The organism is Aureimonas phyllosphaerae (genome assembly GCF_900113065.1).
Lineage (GTDB): Bacteria > Pseudomonadota > Alphaproteobacteria > Rhizobiales > Rhizobiaceae > Aureimonas > Aureimonas phyllosphaerae.
The window spans coordinates 18348-35796 of sequence record NZ_FOOA01000019.1; the positions used below are offsets into that span (position 1 = coordinate 18348).

Here is a 17449-nt window from a genome sequence, read left to right on the forward strand (position 1 = left end):
CATCTCGATATTTCGACTTCCGCGATCCGCGTAAACGGTTCGTAGAGTAAGTCGTCCCATCATCATCTGGTTTCACCACCATCGATACGATTGCTGAAGTTCCGCTGGGCATCCTGTGGAGATTCGGAGTTTGATCGAAAGCGTCCCCCTGGATGCTTCGAACCAAGCCGTCGGGGGATAGCGGCGATGACTGACGGAGACGGGAAGACGGGGCGAGGGGCTTGGTTGGCGCGGGACGGGGTAGTTCCGCGCGACGATCCCAGCGCGGAGACGAAGCGCCGACAACCGTTCGCAACGATCGGGGGGCGTTCGTGCATCCGGTCGAAACAGAACGGTCGACCACACCGGACGATGCTCGCGCGTCTCGCGCAGTCCGTCGTGACGGCGGGATGACCGATCGAACGATCGTCTCCGCCGAATGAGAATTCAACGCAGTAAGACGGGGACGGCATGTCGAGCAAACTTCATCGGGTCTTCGTCTCGTACGGGGATGGCGACGTCGCACGCGGCAACTCGCGCAGGGCGCTGCCCGACGTTCCGCTCGAAGGCCGCCGGATGGCGGACACTTCGCCTGCCGCGCGCCGCGTCGGACCCGCCCGGCGGCTCGCGATCGGCGGCAAGCGAACCTTCACGCCGAGAGCCAACTTCGAGAAGGCCTTCGGACGGATCACGGTCGAGAGTCTTCTGGAACTCGCGATGGCGGACCAGATGGAGATGGACGACGAGGTCGCGAACTTCCGGCCCCAGCCGGTCACGTTCAAATGGTCTGATCATTTTCGCCGCCGAAGCTACACCCCGGACTTCGCCGTGTTCGGGACCGATGGCGGGCTTGCCTATCGGGAGGTGAAGCCGCGTGGGGTCTGGCTGCGTGACCCCACCCTGCGCGGTCGCCGTGACGCGATCGCCGAAGAATGCCGCCACCGGGGGGCGCGGTTCGAGGTCTGGGTGGATGCCGAACCCCGTCTAAACGGTCCCGTACCCAACGAGTTCGGCTTCTGATGTCGCTTCCCGAAGCATCACCGCTCCGCTGGAACCCGGGAGAGCATGTCGAGATCATCGACGAAGGAGGCGCGAAGACCCTGTGGTCCGTCCAAGAACGGGCAGACCGCGGGTGGAAGTTGAAGGAGACGGCGACGGGGAAGGTCCTTCCGTTCTCCGACGTCATGATCGAACTCCTGGGGTTCGACAGCCGCCTGCACCACTATCCGGCCAACGCCGCGCTCGTGTCCGAACGCCAGATGGACCTGATGGTTACGCCCAGGGCCTTTTGGCCGGCACGGGTCGAGCTCGTTGTCGACGTGAAACTCGCCTATTGCCGCTTCGTCGACGAGCGTCTCGGGAAAGGGCGGACGAAGGAGGAGATCTGTCGCGCCGCCGTCGTGCCCGCGAGCAGGGAGGGTGGAACCACCGGGATCGACCAAGCTGACCAAGCATCTCTGGGGCGGGTTGGCGACGACGGCGTGCCGATCGAGGGGGCCACGGAGCGCAGCGTTCACTCGACGAACTACCGGGGCTGGCGCAAGCGGCTCAGGAAGATCGAGATTGTGGAAGAGGCAAAAAGAACCTCCCGCGCACTGCCGGAAACGGCGCCCGAAGATCCCGACGAAGACGACGACACCTATTACGACTTCAAGAAGATGCCTTGGTTCCTCCGCCCCCCACACTGGCGAACGGTTTCGGATTGGCACGAACTCTGGTTGCGGACGAACAGGAGCGAGGGAATCCTGCAGCCCGACGACAAGCACAAGGGCAACCGCACCAAGCGTGTGCATGCGTTGGTCACGACGAAGGAGGGTGCGCAGGATATCTACGAGGTCATGGGGGAATTCCTCGGGAAGCTCAACGTAAACAAAAAGAGGGTGTCCGTCGGGCAGGTCTGGGACGCAATCAAGCTGCAGCATCCCGAATTCGAAAGTTACTTCACGACAGCGAAACCGCTGGGTCGGCTTCTGGAAAAACTCTACCCGGAATCGTACGAGCGCCAGAAACGGCAATACGGCGCTTGGACGGCGAGGAACAACCATCGCGTCTCTCAGGCGCATCCCGATCCCGAATACGTCATGGACGAGGTGGAGATCGACCACTGCCTGGCCGACATCATTGTCCGCGACGAAAACGGCGACATCCTGGGACGACCATGGATAACGGTGGTGCTGGACCGTTGCTCCCGCATGATCGTCGGCATGCACGTGTCCTTCGAGGTTCCGGGCTTCGCCGCCGTCCAGCGCTGCCTGATGCACGCGTTCTGGCCGAAGGACCTCCGGCGCTGGAAGCCCGGTCATCCCGAATTCGATCCCGAGCGCGAACTTCTCCACACGTGGCCGTGCCATGGCATCCCCGAGGTCATCTATACGGACCGTGGCAAGGAGTTCCTCTCGATCCCACTCGACAGGGTCGGCTGGTCCCTGCGCATTCGGATCTTGCCGCTGCCGGCGCGTAGCCCGCACCTGAAGGGGAAGATCGAACGGTTCTTCGGAACCATGCACGCGAAGGTCTACTCCTACGAGGAAGGGAAGACGTTCTCGTCCTACGTGCAACGTCACGAATACGATTCGTACAAGGAGTCGAAACTCACTCTACGCGACCTGAAGTGGAAGCTCCTGAAGTGGGTGGTCGACGATTATCATCCGTCCTTGCATGACGGTCTGTCTGGTATCCCGCTTATGGTATGGCATGAGAAGGCCGCCCAGAAGTTCATCCAACCCGCTCCCGACGCCCGGTACAAGCACTCCATGCTCGGCAAGGCGTACTTGGTGCCGATCGGTCGAGACGGCATCAGCGTGGAAGGCCTGCTCTTCACCGGTCCCCAGCTTCAGAGGTTGCAGAACATCCATGGCCCCGGCCATCAGTATCATGCGTCGGCCGATCCCTTCGACGCGGGGCAGATCTGGCTTTTCCCGCCCGGCGCACGCCAGCCGGTGGTGATCCCCGCCAAGCATCCCCGTCTTTGCGTCGGGGTCAGCTTCCGTCACGCGGTTCAGGCCAGGCGGCAGGCGAGAAAGCGTTACGGTAGGAAGGTCACCCCCGAACAGGTGGCCGAACTCATGTTGGAATCCGAACGCCGGGCGGACGAAAGGCTTGCCGACAAGAAGCGGAAGGGGGGCGCGGCGCCGGAAGCGAGGTTCCGTCTGGCGAACGGCGAGTTCCTCACTCCGGTCGCCGGCGACAGCGGTGTCGTGGCTCGCCTGCCGGATGCGGCGCCCGAGCCGGAAGCTCCTGCCGCCATCGAGGTGCGAGATCCTCCGACTCCTCAAATGGAAGCTCCCGAGATCGTGCAACCTGTTCCGAACGTGGCCGCCGACTACAAGGAGACCGTCATGAGACGCGTGCGTGAGAAGGCAGCCATGAGGGCGAGCGCGTCATGAGCGAAGTACCGAAGAGCGAACTGTCGCCCGCGGAACACCAGGCGATGCTGTTCCAACTCGAGGGCGAGTGTCTCGACCACATGCAACTCGACAAGGCGTTGGGGGCGATCGACAGGCTGCGCAAGCGGTACACTCCCAATCCCGAGACGACGCTCGAAGCAAGGGCGCTTTTCGTCGTCGGCTACGCCGGTGCGGGCAAGAGCACCTTGCTCGCTCAGTACGAACGCAACGAGAGAATGAAGCCGGGAGCGTTCCGGAGCGACGAGGACGGCGACGTGCGGCCGGTGGTCCGACTGCAAGTGCCGAGCTCGGCGCAGAAAAGGCAGTTCGTGTCGGCCATTGTCGGAGCCTTGGGCTACAAGGCGCAAGCCGACGTCGACTCCACCGCCATCGTCCTCGAGATCGGTGATCTCTGCAGGCGTATGGGCGTACAGGTGATCCTCTTGGACGAGGCCCACGAGTTGACGAAAGGCGGTGGCAAGCGGGTCGAGGTGATCCAAGAGTTCGTCAAGTCGCTGCTGAACCAAACCGGGGTCCAGTTCGTCCTGGCCGGGCTTCCGGGCGTGCTGGATCTCCAGCCTGAGGAACAGGTCGGACGACGCATGGCCCCTGTTTTTTACCTGGCTCCCTATGACTGGGGTACGGAAGAGGGTCGTGTAGAGTTCGCGACCCTTCTCGTCGAATTGGAGGCCAAAGTGGGCGTGCCGTTCGTCCCCTCCCTGCTCGACGATCCGGTCCTGCAGGCTAGGATGTACTACGCAACCAAGGGAAGGATCGGCCTCGTCTCGAAATACATGAGCGCGGCCTTGGACAAGGTCCTGCATGGTGAGTTGGAAAAGATCACCCCTTACGACCTGGGCGTCATCTTCGACGAGTTCCGGCCCAAGCCGATGCCAGCCATCGCGCCGGTCGAATTCGACGCGCCTCCCGTCGCGGCCGCCGTCCGCACCGTCCCGGTTGCGGGGAACCCTTTCCTCGTGGAGGTCGACGAGTTTCGCAGGATGTGGAACTCGTGGCTCGCGGTCGGAGAGGATGGCTCGGGCGACGAGGAAACCGAGGCTGCCCCTGCAAAGCCGGACGCCACAAAGAATGATTATAAGCCGAGGAAGCGCGAGGGGCAGCGCAAGGGCACGTTCCGCGGCCCCAAGGCAGCAGATGGACGGCGTTGAGCGGAGAAGGGCTCCGGCGCCCATCCGCCGGTTCGCGCTGCGTGTCCCGCTTGCACCGGACGAGCCCTCCTACGGCTTGATGGCACGTCTCGCCTGGCGCCACGGGCGCTTGGACGTCAGGGGGTTTGCCTCGTCCTGCGGGCTGCCGCTGAGGTCACTGCTCGCCGGCGGGGGCGTATCCAACCTCGCGTCCGCCGCCTTGGTGGATGATGAGGTGCTCCGGTTCTCGACGCCGGCCCACGACATCCGTCGGCGCATCGTGAAACTGCGCGGGGAGACCCTTCGCACGATCGACCACTCGGTGGCGACGCGTCGCTGGTGTCCGGCTTGCCTTTCGGAAGACCTCGACCTGTCGTCGTCAGGAGCTGCGATGGCCCGTCACCGCTTCTGGTGGGACGTGGCCGCCATCGAGACATGTCCGCGTCACGGATGCCGTATCGAGGATGCCTGTGCTCGATGCGGCGCCGGGGCGAATTGGGACCATGCGCCGTTGCACGCCTGCCGTTGCGGCGCGAAGCTGAACGGGGATGGGCGCCCGCAGCCCGTCGGGGCATTCTCCCGCTACCTCCACGATCGGCTCCTCGGTTTGCCGCGCCACGCCTCGCCGAACGTGGACGACTTGGCGGTCGCCGAACTCATTCCCCTTGCCCGGCTCTTGGGGCTCGTCGAGTGTGCGGACTGGCACGCCCGTTGGCCGGATGCGGGAACCGAGGCGGACGGCGACCTCCGTGACGCGGGAATGGCCTGCCTGGAGGGCTGGCCCTTCTCGTTCCGTGCGGTGCTCAACCGAAAGGCGGTTCGCGAGCGGGGCGGCAAGCCGTCTGGAGGCGTGCTTGCGACCTACGGCTGGGTCTACGAGCAGTTCGTGTCTACCTATCCCGACGGACCCGTCGGCGACCGCCTTCGCTCCGAACTCCGGCGCCATGCCGTCGCCAACGGCGTGATGGCCGACGGAGAGGCCATGCTTGGGAAAAAGGTCGCCCGGGGCGTCACCCTCGTTGCGGCTTCGAGGTCGATCGGCAGCGACGTCGCCCGGACGAGGAGCCTGCTGGTCGCGGCGGGTCGCATGCCGCGCGGGTCGAGGCGGGGCGTGTCGAGCACCGTCGACCCCGCGGCCGTCGCGGCGCTCGCCTCGGATCGGCGCCGCAGGATCGGCGTCGCCACGGCCGCACAGCGACTGGGAATCGGCCGTCCGCAGGTCCGCTCGCTTGTCTCCTCCGGCGTTCTCGACGGCTGCCTGCTCGGCGAAGCGAACGGAAAGAAGGTCCTCGACGGCGAGAGGCTGGACGGCTTCGTTGAGAGGATCCTGCGCGACGTGGGGGAGGCCGAGGAAGGAAGCGGCCTCGTGCGGCTCGCCGGCGCCACGCGGTCGGCAAGGACAGACACCACGGCGCTCATCGCCGAACTGGCGGCCGGGCACCTCCGTCCCGTGGCTCGGCTACCCGGTGGACGAGGTCTCGGCGCATGCCTTCTGCGGGAGAGCGATCTAGTTCCGCGTGCGGCTGAGGACACCGAGACGCTGAACCTCCAGCAGTTCGCGGGAGCCATCGGGATGCATCCGGAGGCGGTGTCTACGATGCTGCGCGAGGGGATGATCTCGGCGAGGCGCGCCGGAGCGTCGTGGACGATACCGCGGTCCGAGGTCGCGCGCTTCGAGGAGCGGTTTGTCACGGGGGCAAAGCTCGCCGTCCGCCAGGAACTGGCGCCCAGGGCGCTCATCAACCGTCTCGCGAAGGTCGGCGTGCATCCGGTGATCGGTCCGCCCGCCTGCCGCCAGGTCGTCTACCTTCGAGGCGCCGAGGACGCGCAACTGTCCGGCAGGCGGCCAGCCATGCGATCGAGCCGATCTGGCCGCTAGCGTCGGGGGCAGGGCAGCCCGGTCGGCGGTTGACGCAACGCGTCGGCACCCCTGGCAGGCCGACGCCGCAATTCGCCGGAATTCGTGAGTGATCGCGGAACCGGGTTCGAGGGCTTCAAAAGGACTCAGGTTGCCGAAGGCGGTGATCTGGCATCCGATCCTAACGCGATCTTATCGCACCGTCGCCGAAGCTCGGCCGATTCCTGTCGGAAACGGTCATGCCAGACAATCTCGCGCTGCTTCCCCTTCGAGTCCGACCGCGGATCGGCGAGACGCCGCTGAGCCTGTTGGGCCGCTTGGCCTCGCGTCGGGGATCCGACGATCCGGCTCGGTTCGCCCGATCGGTGGGCCTGGACCCCGTTGCCGTGTCGCGGGGCCATCATACCGCGGAACTGTCGATCCTCTCCGGCCTGCCGGCAGCGGGCATCGCGGAATGGTCCGTCGACCAGGTGTCCGAATCCACCGTCGTGCTGGCGGGCGAGACCCTCCGCATGAAGTCCGAGTGGTGCTGCATGGATTTCGCCGAGGCGGGTCGGCGCTACTGCGCCGAATGCCTCGAGGAGGACGCGTCGGACGGGGAAGGCGGACCGCCCGAGCAGCGCGCGTATGTCCGTGCATGGTGGGACCTGCGCTTCGTCCGCGCCTGCTCGAGGCATCGAATCCTTCTCGAGACGCGCTGTCCGCGGCCCCAATGCCGGGCGATCGTGAAGCATTCGCATGTCCCGTCACATCGCTGCATGGTCTGCCGCGCGCCGTTCGCCGCCAAGACGCGGTCGGCATTGTCAGAGGGGGATATGGCTGCCGAGGCTTACGTCCAGGGACGCCTGGGCATCCGCGAGCGCATGTCCGTCCCCTTCCTGGACGCGATGAGCCTGCATCAGGCGGACGAGACGATGTGGCGATTGGGCATCGTCGCGGAGATGGGCACCGAGCGTGTGAACCGCTTCGTCGAGACGTTGGGGCCTGCGGACTTCTGTCGGCTGGCCTCCCGAGGGTTGTCGGTCTGTATCGATGGCAAGCAGGGAGTCGAGCGCCTCCTGCAGAGCCTCTTCGACCGATCGGCGGGCTTCAAGAACGGCCCCTCTAAGTCGTACGGTATGCTCTTCACATGGCTCGACTCAACTCGCTTCGACGACGACACGCCCAAGCACGTCGAGATCCTCAGGGGAATCCTGCGGACGCACGCCATGTCCGAGATCCCGATGATGACGACGGACGCACTGTTCCGCCAGGACTGCTCCGGAAGCCGCTACGTGTCCATCAAGTCCGCGTCGCTCGCTGCGGGAACGCAGCACCGGGCCTTCGTGCGGCGGGCGCTTGCAGCGGGCATGATCACGGAACGGGACGTCTCTTTAGGCAGGTTCGTCCGTGGCGACATACCGAAGATCACGTCGATCCGCACGGACCGCCTTCCGATGGGAGAAGTCGGCAAACGGCTGGGGCTGACGCAGAAGCACCGGAACAGGATCATCGAGCTCGGCATCCTTCCGGTCGTCAGCGCTCCTCCACCAGCGGAACGCAGGTACGTCGAGGCCAACGACGTCGAGCGCTTCGCGAACCTGACGCGCCTGGACGCTCCGCTCGTCACGTTGGACGAGCGCGAACACCTGTGTCTGTTCGCGGATGAGGTCGATACCTGGCTCGCCCTGCCGGCGATCGTGGAAGGCAGCCTGGTACCCCTCGGTCCGTCGAAGGTTCGTGACCTCAAGGCGCTCGTCCTGGATCGAAGGGATTTGGAAAAGGGTGGATACCTGAAGCTCCCCAAGGAGCGTCGCGAGCGGAAACGCCAACCGCAGAAGCGAGCTCAGCGCGTGAGGGAGATCGAGAACAAGCCTAAACTTCTCAGCTCGCGCGCGACCACGAAGCGGCTCGGGACGGCTTGGGCAAGCTTGGTCGCTCTCGTCCAGGGAGGCCTTCTTCGAAGTGTGTCGGATGGAGGGCGGATCAAGTTCGGGTTCTTGGAGAAGGACGTCGAGGAGTTCGCGGCGCGATACGTCCTCTCCAACCGTCTGCGATCGGAATACGGTCTTCCCTGGAGTGAGAGCCTGCGGTTCGATCTCGAGGCTCGTGGATCGTTCGTGCATGCGGTCGCCGGATTTGCCGACCTGTTCGTGGTCGAGCGCGGCGATGTCCAGAGGGTCCTGTCGGATGGCCTCGTCGACCGGGTGCCTTCCGGAGGTCCGGACGCCGGGAAGTCCACCGCCTACGATGACATGGGCGACGAGGAATGGTCCGTGATCTCCCCCCTGCTGCCGACCGCAGTTCAAGGCTACGCCCGCTTGAACGACCGACGCACCGTCGACGGCATCCTGTGGCACTTGAGGACCGGGTTGCCTTGGTCCGACCTCCCCGACAGGTATGGGCCTCATTCCACGGTTCGTGCCCGCCTGACGAAATGGGACCGCGCCGGAGTTTGGGACGGAGTGCTCGCTGCGATGGCCGCCGCTCTGGCAGACCGATTCCTTCCGATAGAACGGCCCGGAGTTCAAATGTGGGGCGGCGTTCGGACGGGAAGCCGGTCTGACCTAAGGGTCGTCGCGTGGTGGAAGCCGCCAGCCCGTGGATAGCCGGTGGTTCGTTTGGGCGGCGTCGCGTTCGGACGGCGAATGTCGTCGATCGAACGTCGGGGCCGCTCGTCGTGGCGTGCGGCGTTGCCTCGGGCCGGCTGTATCTCCCATCGCCACTGGTTGTCCGTTCGGCCCCGATGAATGGGCGGCAATAGGGTCGTTGAAGGCCTGCTCGTACGATCCCCAGGGTTCTGGCGCGCGGCCTCACTGGCCACTGCTGGAGCACGCTGCGGGATTTATGGGTCGGAAGGCTACGTCAATGCGGGATTTATGGGGTGGCTCTGCGGGATTTATGGGTCGAAGTTGCCGCTAACCTATTGATTGATGCGTTTGCTCTGCGGGATTTATGGGGGCGGCGACAACAGGCATTCAGTCCGACGGGACGTCCGCTTACGAGAACGAAGAGGCGCCATATCCTCGGCGCGGGTGGCCTCGGCGTCGGTTCGTCACCGGTCTGCCGTTCCCAGCGGCTATTGGGGCTGTGCCTCGTTCGCATCGAGTATCTCCGTCATCCCGACCGCGTGGCGGTATCGAACTTCTCCACCTCCCTTGCCGTTGACGCTGCCGACGTGCGCCGCGTAAGCAGGCTTCGACGGTTTCCCCGCGGCGACGAGCCCGGGGGATTAAAAGGGAACACGGTGAGGACGACCCAATCGGGGCCGAAACCGTGGCTGCCCCCGCAACTGTAAGCGGATGCCGATCATCCCCGCGCTGGTCCTCGGACGGGCGCGGCGGGCCGCTGGGTCGCCCCGGCGCCATGCCACTGCGAAGCGCCCACGGGCCGAAGCGGGAAGGCAGATGATCGGTGCGACCTCCGCGAGCCAGGAGACCTGCCGTCAGCGATAGATCCATGACGTTCGGGCGGGGATGCCCGGAAAGGATGCCCATGACGGCTCACCCTCGGCGCGTTCGCGCCCACACTCCCCCTTTCTGCTTCCGCCCGCGAGCGTCCGCGCGCCGCTGAGGCGCCGCGCTCGTCCCGTTCTCCCATCCGGGCGACCCAGGCCGCACGCCGCGGCATGGCGAAGCCGCGCCCATTCCCATCAGGAACCCGTCGATGACATCCTACCGCTGCCCCGCCGCCCTTGGCCTCCTCGCTGTCGTCCTCTCCGCAGGCTCGGCCATCGCGGCCCCGACGCAGTACCCGCTGGAGCTGGAGAACTGCGGCCGTACGCTCCGCTTCGAGAAGGCGCCTTCGCGCACCGTCTCGATCGGCCAGTCCACCACCGAGATCCTCTACCTGCTTGGCCTGTCGGAGAAGGTCGCGGGAACCGCTCTCTGGGTCGGCCCGGTCCTGCCGGGCTACGAGGAGGCGAACGCGAAGGTGAAGCGCTTGGCCGACAACGATCCGAGCTTCGAGAGCGTCGTCGCAGAGCGCCCCGACCTCGTCACCACGCAGTTCGAATGGCAGGTCGGGCCGCAGGGTGTCGTGGCGACCCCCGAGCAGTTCCATGAGCTCGGCATCCCTGTCTACACCTCGCCCGCCGACTGCAAGGGCAAGGACAACTCCGGCGGCGGCGACGGCACGCGCACGGCCCGCTTCATGATGGACCTCGTCTACCAGGAGGTCGAGGACCTTGCCCGCATCTTCGACGTCCAGGACCGGGGGGCGGCGCTGGTGACCGACCTCAAGGCGCGCGAGACGGCGGCCAAGGCCAAGATCGCCGGCCTGAAGGCTGACACTTCGGCGGTGTTCTGGTTCTCCTCGGCCGAACTCGACATCGACCCTTACGTCGCCGGGCAGAGCGGCGCGCCGGGCTACATCATGTCCCTCCTCGGGGTGCGGAACGTCATCGACAGCCAGGAGGAATGGCCGACGGTCGGCTGGGAGACGATCGCCCGGGCGAACCCGACGGTGATCGTCGCCGGCAGGATGGATCGTCGCCGCTTCCCGGCCGACGACATCGCGGTGAAGCTCCAGTTCCTGCGCACCGACCCGGTCGCCAGCCTGATGCCCGCGGTGCACGAAGGCCGCGTCGTCGAGATGGACGCCCAGGCGATGAACCCGACGATCCGCACCATCGACGGCATCGAGGTGCTGGCCGACGCGCTCGAGAAGGCCGGCCTCGCCCGGTGAGCCGAGCCGCCGCCCATCCGGCACGCACCACCGGATTCGCCATTGCCGCACTCATGCTTATCCTTGCCGCCCTGGTCTTCGGGGCGGCAATCGGGGAGACGCGCATCCCGTTCGAGACGGTCGCGAAGACGATCGCTAACCGCCTCTGGCACGGCGGCCACGTCCTCGACCCGATCGACGAGGGCATCGTCTGGAACTACCGCCTGTCGCGGGCGGTGGTAGCAAGCGCCTGCGGCGCGGCGCTGGCCGTCTCCGGGGCCGTCCTCCAGTCGCTGTTGCGCAATCCGCTGGCGGATCCCTACCTTCTCGGCATCTCGGCCGGCGCCTCTTCAGGAGCGGTGGCGGTGGCGATCCTAGGGCTCGGCGGCGGCCTCCTGTCCTTGCCGCTCGGCGCGCTCGCAGGGGCGCTCCTTGCCTTCGCGCTCGTGTCGGGCCTCGCGCTTCTGGCGGGGCGGGGGCCGGCCGGGATCATCCTCGCCGGGATCGCGGGCTCGCAACTCTTCAACGCCCTGACCTCGCTCATAGTCACCAAGTCGGCCACCGCCGACCAGGCGCGGGGCATCATGTTCTGGCTGCTCGGCAACCTGTCCGGCGTGCGCTGGCCGGACGCTGGGCTGGCGGTTCCCGTGGCGCTCGTCGGCCTCGCGATCTGTCTCCTCCACGCCCGCTCGCTCGATGCCTTCGCCTTCGGCACGGCGTCCGCGTCCGCGCTCGGCATCCCCGTGCGCCGGGTGCGGGCGGTGCTGATCGGGGTGACCGCGCTGATGACGGCCGTGATGGTCTCGATCGTCGGCTCGATCGGCTTCGTCGGCCTTGTCATCCCCCATGCCGCGCGTCTCGTGGTCGGCGTGCGCCACGGCGCGCTCCTCCCTACGTCTGCCCTGATCGGGGCCCTGTTCATGATCGCCGCCGACGTCCTCTCGAGGACCGTCATCCCCGGCCAGGTCCTGCCGATCGGCGTGATGACGGCGCTCGTCGGCGCCCCGGCCTTCGCCCTCATCCTGATCCACCGTCCAGTCGCGGGGGCGACGCGGTGAGGTTGGCGGCGGAGAACCTCACTTTGCGTGCCGGCGGGCGGGCGATCGTCGACGGCGTGTCGCTGGAGGCTCAGCCGGGCGAGTTCCTCGCGCTCGTCGGCCCCAACGGATCGGGCAAGACGACGCTGATCGCGATGCTGGCGGGTCTGAAACGCCCGCATGGCGGAGCGGCGACGCTGGACGGGCGATCGGTCGCACGGATGCCGCGCCGTGATCTCGCGCGCGTCCTCGCCCTCGTCGAACAGCAGGCCGAGACGACGGAGCGGCTCACCGCGCGCCAGGCAGTGGAGCTTGGGCGCACGCCCCATCTCGGCGCGCTGTCGCCCTGGGGGACACGCGACGACGCGATCGTCGCCGACGCGCTCGAAGCCGTCGGCATGGCGCCCTTCGCGGATCGCCTCTGGCATTCGCTGTCGGGCGGCGAGCGCCAGCGGCTCCACATCGCCCGCGCGCTGGCGCAGGAGCCGAAGGTGCTCGTCCTCGACGAGCCGACCAACCACCTCGACGTCGAGCACCAGCTCGGCCTCCTCGCGCTGGTGCGGCGGCGCGGCGGCACCGTGCTCGCCGCGCTCCATGACCTCAACCACGCCGCCATGTTCGCTGACCGGATCGCGGTGATGGAGGGCGGTCGGCTCGCCGCCGCGGGCCTGCCGTCGGACGTGCTGACGCCCGAGCTGATCGGCGCCGTCTTCAACGTGACGGCTGCCGTCGAGATCGGAGCGGACGGCCGACCCTTCATCCGCTTCGCCCCGCCCGCCATGCCGCGATGCGACGGATGGGCTTGAAGACGCCTCCCATCCTTGACCGGCCGGATGCGAAGCGCGCCCGGTCGCACGGGTTGCTTCGGGCCACCTTCGATCCGCAATCCACTCGGTCTGTCGCGTGCCTCCGAGGGCGTTGTGCTGACGATCGGGGACGAAGCCGGCGGAGACGAAAACGGCCGCCCTGGAGGTGTCCAACCTCCGGTGCGGCCGTTGCTCGGTATGGCGCGGGTCAGTTCAGGCCGAGCTTGCCGCGCAGCGTGGAGAGGTCCTCGGCCAGCGTGTTGACGTTGGCGGCGAGAACGCGGCGGTCCGCGTCGGTGAGCTTTTCGTAATGAGTGTAGCCGTCGCCCTCGCGGTACTTGTCGAGCGTCGTGTCGACGATGCCGAAGCTCTTGTTGACCTTGGCGACGAAGGGGGCGTCCTGCGTCTCGATCAGCGGCTGGACGAGGTCGAAGATCTTGCGCGAGCCGTCGAAATTGCCGCGGAAGTCCCAAAGGTCGGTGCCGCTGTAGCGATCCTCCTCGCCCGAGATCTTGGTCGCGGCGACCTCTTCCATCAGCGCGGCCGCGCCGCCGACGACCTTCTCGGGCGGCAGGGCGAGGTCGGCGATGCGCTGCTCGAGATCGGTGACGTCGGCCATCAGCCGGTCGGCGAAGGGCGCGAGGCCCTCGGTCGAGTTCTTCGCGAAGAGGCCGTATTCCAGGCGGTGGAAGCCGATGAACCCCTCGTCCTCCTCGCGCTTCTCGTGGTCGTCGGCGCGCGAATCGATCGACGCGTCGAGGTCGGAGAACAGCTCGGCGATCGGCTCGACCGCCTCGTAGCTCATGCGGGTCGGCGCAAACAGCGCCTTGGCACGCGCCACGTCGCCTGCCTTGATGGCGTCGGTGAAGGCCTTCGTGTCGGTCACCAGCGTTTCCAGCTTGTCCGAGACGTAGAGCTTGTACTCGGCCACCGGCTGGACGAGATCGAGCGGCGACACCTCGGCAAGCGTCGGCGTCGCGCCGCACAGGAGGGCGGCCGCAAGGGCGAGGGCGGGCGTCTTACGGGTCATCAAGGGGTCTCCGTCGTCAGGCTTTCAGGTCGGATGCCGCCCGGAGCAGGGGGCGGCCGAGGAAATCGTCCTCGTCCCGCACGCCGGGCAGGGTGAAGAAGTAGCCGCCGCCGACGGGCTTGATGTATTCCTCCAGCGGCTCGCCATCGAGGCGGCGCTGGACGGCGATGAAGCCCTCGTCGAGGTCGGCCTGGTAGGCGATGAACAGGAGGCCCTGGTCGAGCTGGCCGTTCCGGGTGATGCCGTTCGAATAGTTGAACGGGCGTCGCAGGATGCGGCTCTTCTCGGTGTCCGCCCGGCGCGGATTGGCAAGCCGGATATGGGCGTCCAACGGCGTGATCGTACCGTCAGGGTCGGATGCGAAGTCCGGCACGTCGGCTTCCGTGCCGGGATGGCCAAGCGGCGCGCCGTTCGGCTTCTGCCGGCCGATGATCGCCTCCTGCTCGCCGAGCGGCGTGCGGTCCCAGCGCTCCACGAAATTGCGGATGATGCGCACGGCCTGATAGGTGCCTGCCTCTGCCCAGGCCGGCTCGTCGGCTCCCGTGCCCACCCAGACGAGCGCGTCCATCAGGCTCGCATCGCGCGAATCCGGGTTGGCCGAGCCGTCGCGGAAGCCGAGGAAGTTGCGGGCGCTTTCCTCGCGCCCGTCCGGGCTTGGCGGCAGGATCGGCACCGAGCCCTCCTGCTTCCAGCGGACTACGAGAAGGTCGGGCAGCGTCTTGATGATGTCGCGCAGCGCGTGGATCGTCGCGTCGGGCGTGTTGGCGCAGATCTGGATCGACAGGTCGCCGTGGCACAGCGCCGGGTCGAGCGCGTCGTTGGGAAACCGCGTCATGCGCTGGAGGCATCGCGGCCGCAGCGGCCGCAGCCACGGGCGGGCCTCGAAGAAGCTGTGCCCGAGCGACAGGGTCATCGTCAGGTTGTCGGGCGCGATCACGGGGCCGAGGATGCCGGAATCGGCGGGCGGAAGTTTCGGGTCGAGTTCCGGCACCGGGCCGCCCGCCATCAGGAAGCGGAAGCGCTCGGTGAGCGTGCGGAACAGGCGCTCGACCTCGTCCGGCGTCTCAGCCAGCGTGTCGAAGGCGACCACCATGCCGGCTGCCGGACGGGGCGTGACGATGCCGCTCTGATGCGGGCCGTGGAACGGCTGGCTCCGGCGTGCCGCCTCGCTGTGCGGTGCGTCGGCGACCTCGGCCTCCGACGCGCGCGCAGCGCCGATGCCGGCGATCGAGGCGGCGGCTCCCCCGGCAAGGCCCCTCAGCAGGCGGCGCCGGTCTGTGACGAAGGCGGGGCAGCCGCCCGTGCCGGCGTCGCTCATGCGTCGTCCTGCCCGAGGCCGATGGCACCACCAAGGGTCTCGATCGCCTCCGCAAGGGCCCGCGCATCCGTCGCCAGCTTGGCAAGCGCCGCCGCCGGCACGGCGTCGAAGGAGGGCGCGGCACCCGTGCCGGCGATCGCCGCGACATCGGTCTTCAACGTTTCGAGCTGTGCGTCCACGGCGCCGAAGGGCGCGGGGGCCGCATCCGCCGCGACGGGCTTCAGGAGCGCTGCGATCTTCTCGACGCCCGCGACGCGGGCCGCGATATCGGCGACATCGGTGCGGGCGTAGACGTTCTCGCCGCCGCCGTCCGTGGTGTCGGCCAGCGAGCGCAACGCGCGCGCGGCGCCGTCGGTCATGTCGGCAGGGCCGGTCTTCAGGGCGCGCAGCCGCTCGCGCAGGGCGCCGACGTCGGCAACGAGTTGCTTCGACACCGGTTCGAGGCCAGCGAGCGAGTTCTTGGCGAACAGGCCGTATTCCAGGCGGTGGAAGCCGGTGAAGCCTCCGTCCGCCTCGCGCGCGGCCAGATAGGCGGCGACGGGATCGATCCGGTCGGCGAGATCCCCGATCCGTTCCGCCACCGGCGCGATGCGCTCGAAGGGCGCGCGCGCCTGCGAATAAAGCTCGCGAGCCTTGGCGAGATCGCCGGCCTGCACCGCCGCGTCGAGCGCTGCCACGGCGCGCTGGAGGTCGCGCGCCTGCATCTGCGTGAAGACCTGATACTCGGCGAGCGGCCCGACGAAGGCGACGAGGCGCGGTGCCTCGACTGGTGCGCCGTTCCCGGACGGCAGGACCACGAGGCGCCCGCGCGGGTTGGACAGGAGACCGCAGGTGATCGCGTATTCGCCGGGCTTCAAGCGTGCGCCAAACGTCTGCGACAGGCCGGGCGCGATGTTCTCGCGCTCCTCCACCACCATCACGCCATCGAGGATCTCCCATTCCACGGCGCGCTCGGTCTCGTTGACGATCCGGAAGCTCACGCGACCGGCCGGGACCGTCAAGGCGTTCGGCTGGCAGGCGTCGCCGCGCAGCGTCACCGTCACGGCGTCGCCGCCGGGCGACCGGCGGGCGGCCACCTGCGAGGCATAGGCGAAGGCGCCGAGGCCCGCGACCATCAGGCCGGCGGACGCGACGGCCCCCCAACGAAGGGCGCGGCGAGAGGCGGGGGCGGGGGAAGCGGCGGTCATCGGACTGTCCTCAGCGCAGCGCGGCGGCGGGGCGTGCGGACGCGCGCGCGGGCACCCCGGCCGGGCGGAGGAACAGTCGCAGCGTGACAGCGAGATAGGCGACATAAGCCAGAAGCTCGCCCGTATTGGGGTCGGCCATGTAGCCGAAGAGACCCGACAGGACGCTGCCGAGCGCGCTGTCGACCGGCAGGACGGGCGTCAGGTCGAACACCGTCGTCTGCAGCGCGTTCCAGACACCGGCCTCGTGGAGATGGCGCAAGGAGCCGGCGAGGAGACCGGCCGCGACCACGAGGATGAAGACGCCGGTCCAGCGGAAGAAGCGCGAGAGATCGAGGCGTACGCCGCCGGCATAGATGGCGTAACCAAGAAGGGCGGAGACGACGACGCCGAGAAGCGCGCCGAGCGGAGCCGAGGCGCCGGGGCTCTGCTGGAAGAGAGCGAGAAGGAAGAAGACCGACTCGAGACCTTCGCGCGCGACGGCGAAGAAGACGAGGCCGACGAGCGCCAGCCCTTGCGCGCGCGTGTCGCCGAGCGCCTGGTCGATCGAGCCCTGGAGTTCGGTCTTGAGCGAACGCGCGGCCTTTCGCATCCACAGCACCATCGACGTGAGGATCGCGACGGCGACGAAACCGACGACGGCCTCGAAAAGCTCCTGCGTGCGCTGGGGGAACTCGGCGCTCGCCAGTTGCAGCCCGGCGCCGACGAAGAGCGACAGCGCGACGGCAAGGAAGATGCCCGACCAGACCGCCGGCATCCAGGCGCCGCGACCGCTTCGCGAGATGTAGCCGGCGACGATGCCGACGATCAGGGCGGCCTCCAGCCCCTCGCGGAGCATGATGAGGAACGGGACGAGCATGGTCGGACCCCAGCGGTTCTGAACGGGATGCGGCGAGCGTTCGCCGGGTGGGTCCTCATAATCCTTCACAAAAAAGTCAGCAAATGTTTTGTTTTGGAACCGTTCCAGCCTAAACCCTGCATTGCAACGGTTTGCGGGGTGTTGTCCCATCGGCGAATGGCGTCGATCGAGGCCCGGACGACCGGCGACGGCGACGCCTC

General features: G+C 67.5%; 12 protein-coding genes, 1 pseudogene and 1 riboswitch. Of the genes and pseudogenes, 9 read left to right on the top strand and 4 right to left on the bottom strand.

The window, feature by feature from the left end:
- Positions 1-450 precede the first annotated feature (450 nt).
- The 9 genes and pseudogenes from BM175_RS22455 to BM175_RS18065 all read left to right on the top strand — a co-directional run bounded on the left by BM175_RS22455 (position 451) and on the right by BM175_RS18065 (position 12858).
- A complete protein-coding gene (locus BM175_RS22455) occupies positions 451-999 on the top strand; it encodes a TnsA endonuclease N-terminal domain-containing protein (RefSeq protein ID WP_139224694.1) in 549 nt (182 codons plus the stop codon).
- Positions 999-3365, top strand: a complete 2367-nt coding sequence (locus tag BM175_RS18035) for a DDE-type integrase/transposase/recombinase (protein ID WP_175526904.1) — start codon at positions 999-1001, stop codon at positions 3363-3365. Before BM175_RS22455 ends, BM175_RS18035 begins: the two co-directional genes overlap by 1 nt.
- Positions 3362-4534, top strand: a complete 1173-nt coding sequence (locus BM175_RS18040; RefSeq protein ID WP_090965530.1) for a TniB family NTP-binding protein — start codon at positions 3362-3364, stop codon at positions 4532-4534. Before BM175_RS18035 ends, BM175_RS18040 begins: the two co-directional genes overlap by 4 nt.
- Positions 4521-6392, top strand: coding sequence for a TniQ family protein (locus tag BM175_RS18045; protein WP_175526905.1), 1872 nt, complete (start codon positions 4521-4523; stop codon positions 6390-6392). Before BM175_RS18040 ends, BM175_RS18045 begins: the two co-directional genes overlap by 14 nt.
- Positions 6393-6610: 218 nt before the next feature.
- A pseudogene (locus tag BM175_RS23370) lies at positions 6611-7048 on the top strand (TniQ family protein); the annotation flags it as partial.
- A 138-nt stretch (positions 7049-7186) separates the two neighbouring features.
- On the top strand, positions 7187-8959 hold the full coding sequence (locus BM175_RS18050) for a transposase (protein WP_244546065.1): 1773 nt from the start codon (positions 7187-7189) through the stop codon (positions 8957-8959).
- Positions 8960-9535: 576 nt separating this feature from the next.
- Positions 9536-9811: riboswitch (cobalamin riboswitch) on the top strand.
- A 205-nt stretch (positions 9812-10016) separates the two neighbouring features.
- Positions 10017-11036 carry an ABC transporter substrate-binding protein gene (locus tag BM175_RS18055; protein WP_090965536.1) on the top strand — a complete coding sequence of 340 codons (1020 nt, stop codon included), beginning with the start codon at positions 10017-10019 and terminating at the stop codon, positions 11034-11036.
- A 53-nt stretch (positions 11037-11089) separates the two neighbouring features.
- Complete coding sequence (locus tag BM175_RS18060) at positions 11090-12073, top strand: FecCD family ABC transporter permease (protein WP_090965606.1); 984 nt, start codon at positions 11090-11092, stop codon at positions 12071-12073.
- Positions 12070-12858 (top strand): ABC transporter ATP-binding protein, encoded by a 789-nt coding sequence (locus BM175_RS18065; RefSeq protein WP_090965538.1) that lies wholly within the window; start codon positions 12070-12072, stop codon positions 12856-12858. The genes BM175_RS18060 and BM175_RS18065 overlap by 4 nt, the downstream gene beginning before the upstream one ends.
- Before the next feature lie 208 nt (positions 12859-13066).
- Here the strand turns inward: BM175_RS18065 and efeO (BM175_RS18070) are convergent, their stop codons facing one another.
- Genes efeO (BM175_RS18070) through efeU form a run of 4 tightly spaced genes read right to left on the bottom strand, consistent with a single transcriptional unit; the run spans position 13067 to position 17249 of the window.
- A complete protein-coding gene (gene efeO / locus BM175_RS18070) occupies positions 13067-13888 on the bottom strand; it encodes an iron uptake system protein EfeO (RefSeq protein ID WP_090965540.1) in 822 nt (273 codons plus the stop codon).
- Between the two features lie 16 nt (positions 13889-13904).
- A complete protein-coding gene (efeB, locus tag BM175_RS18075; protein ID WP_090965542.1) occupies positions 13905-15206 on the bottom strand; it encodes an iron uptake transporter deferrochelatase/peroxidase subunit in 1302 nt (433 codons plus the stop codon).
- Complete coding sequence (gene efeO / locus BM175_RS18080; protein ID WP_090965544.1) at positions 15203-16393, bottom strand: iron uptake system protein EfeO; 1191 nt, start codon at positions 16391-16393, stop codon at positions 15203-15205. The genes efeB and efeO (BM175_RS18080) overlap by 4 nt, the downstream gene beginning before the upstream one ends.
- Positions 16394-16403: 10 nt before the next feature.
- Positions 16404-17249, bottom strand: a complete 846-nt coding sequence (efeU, locus tag BM175_RS18085; RefSeq protein WP_090965608.1) for an iron uptake transporter permease EfeU — start codon at positions 17247-17249, stop codon at positions 16404-16406.
- Positions 17250-17449 lie beyond the last annotated feature (200 nt).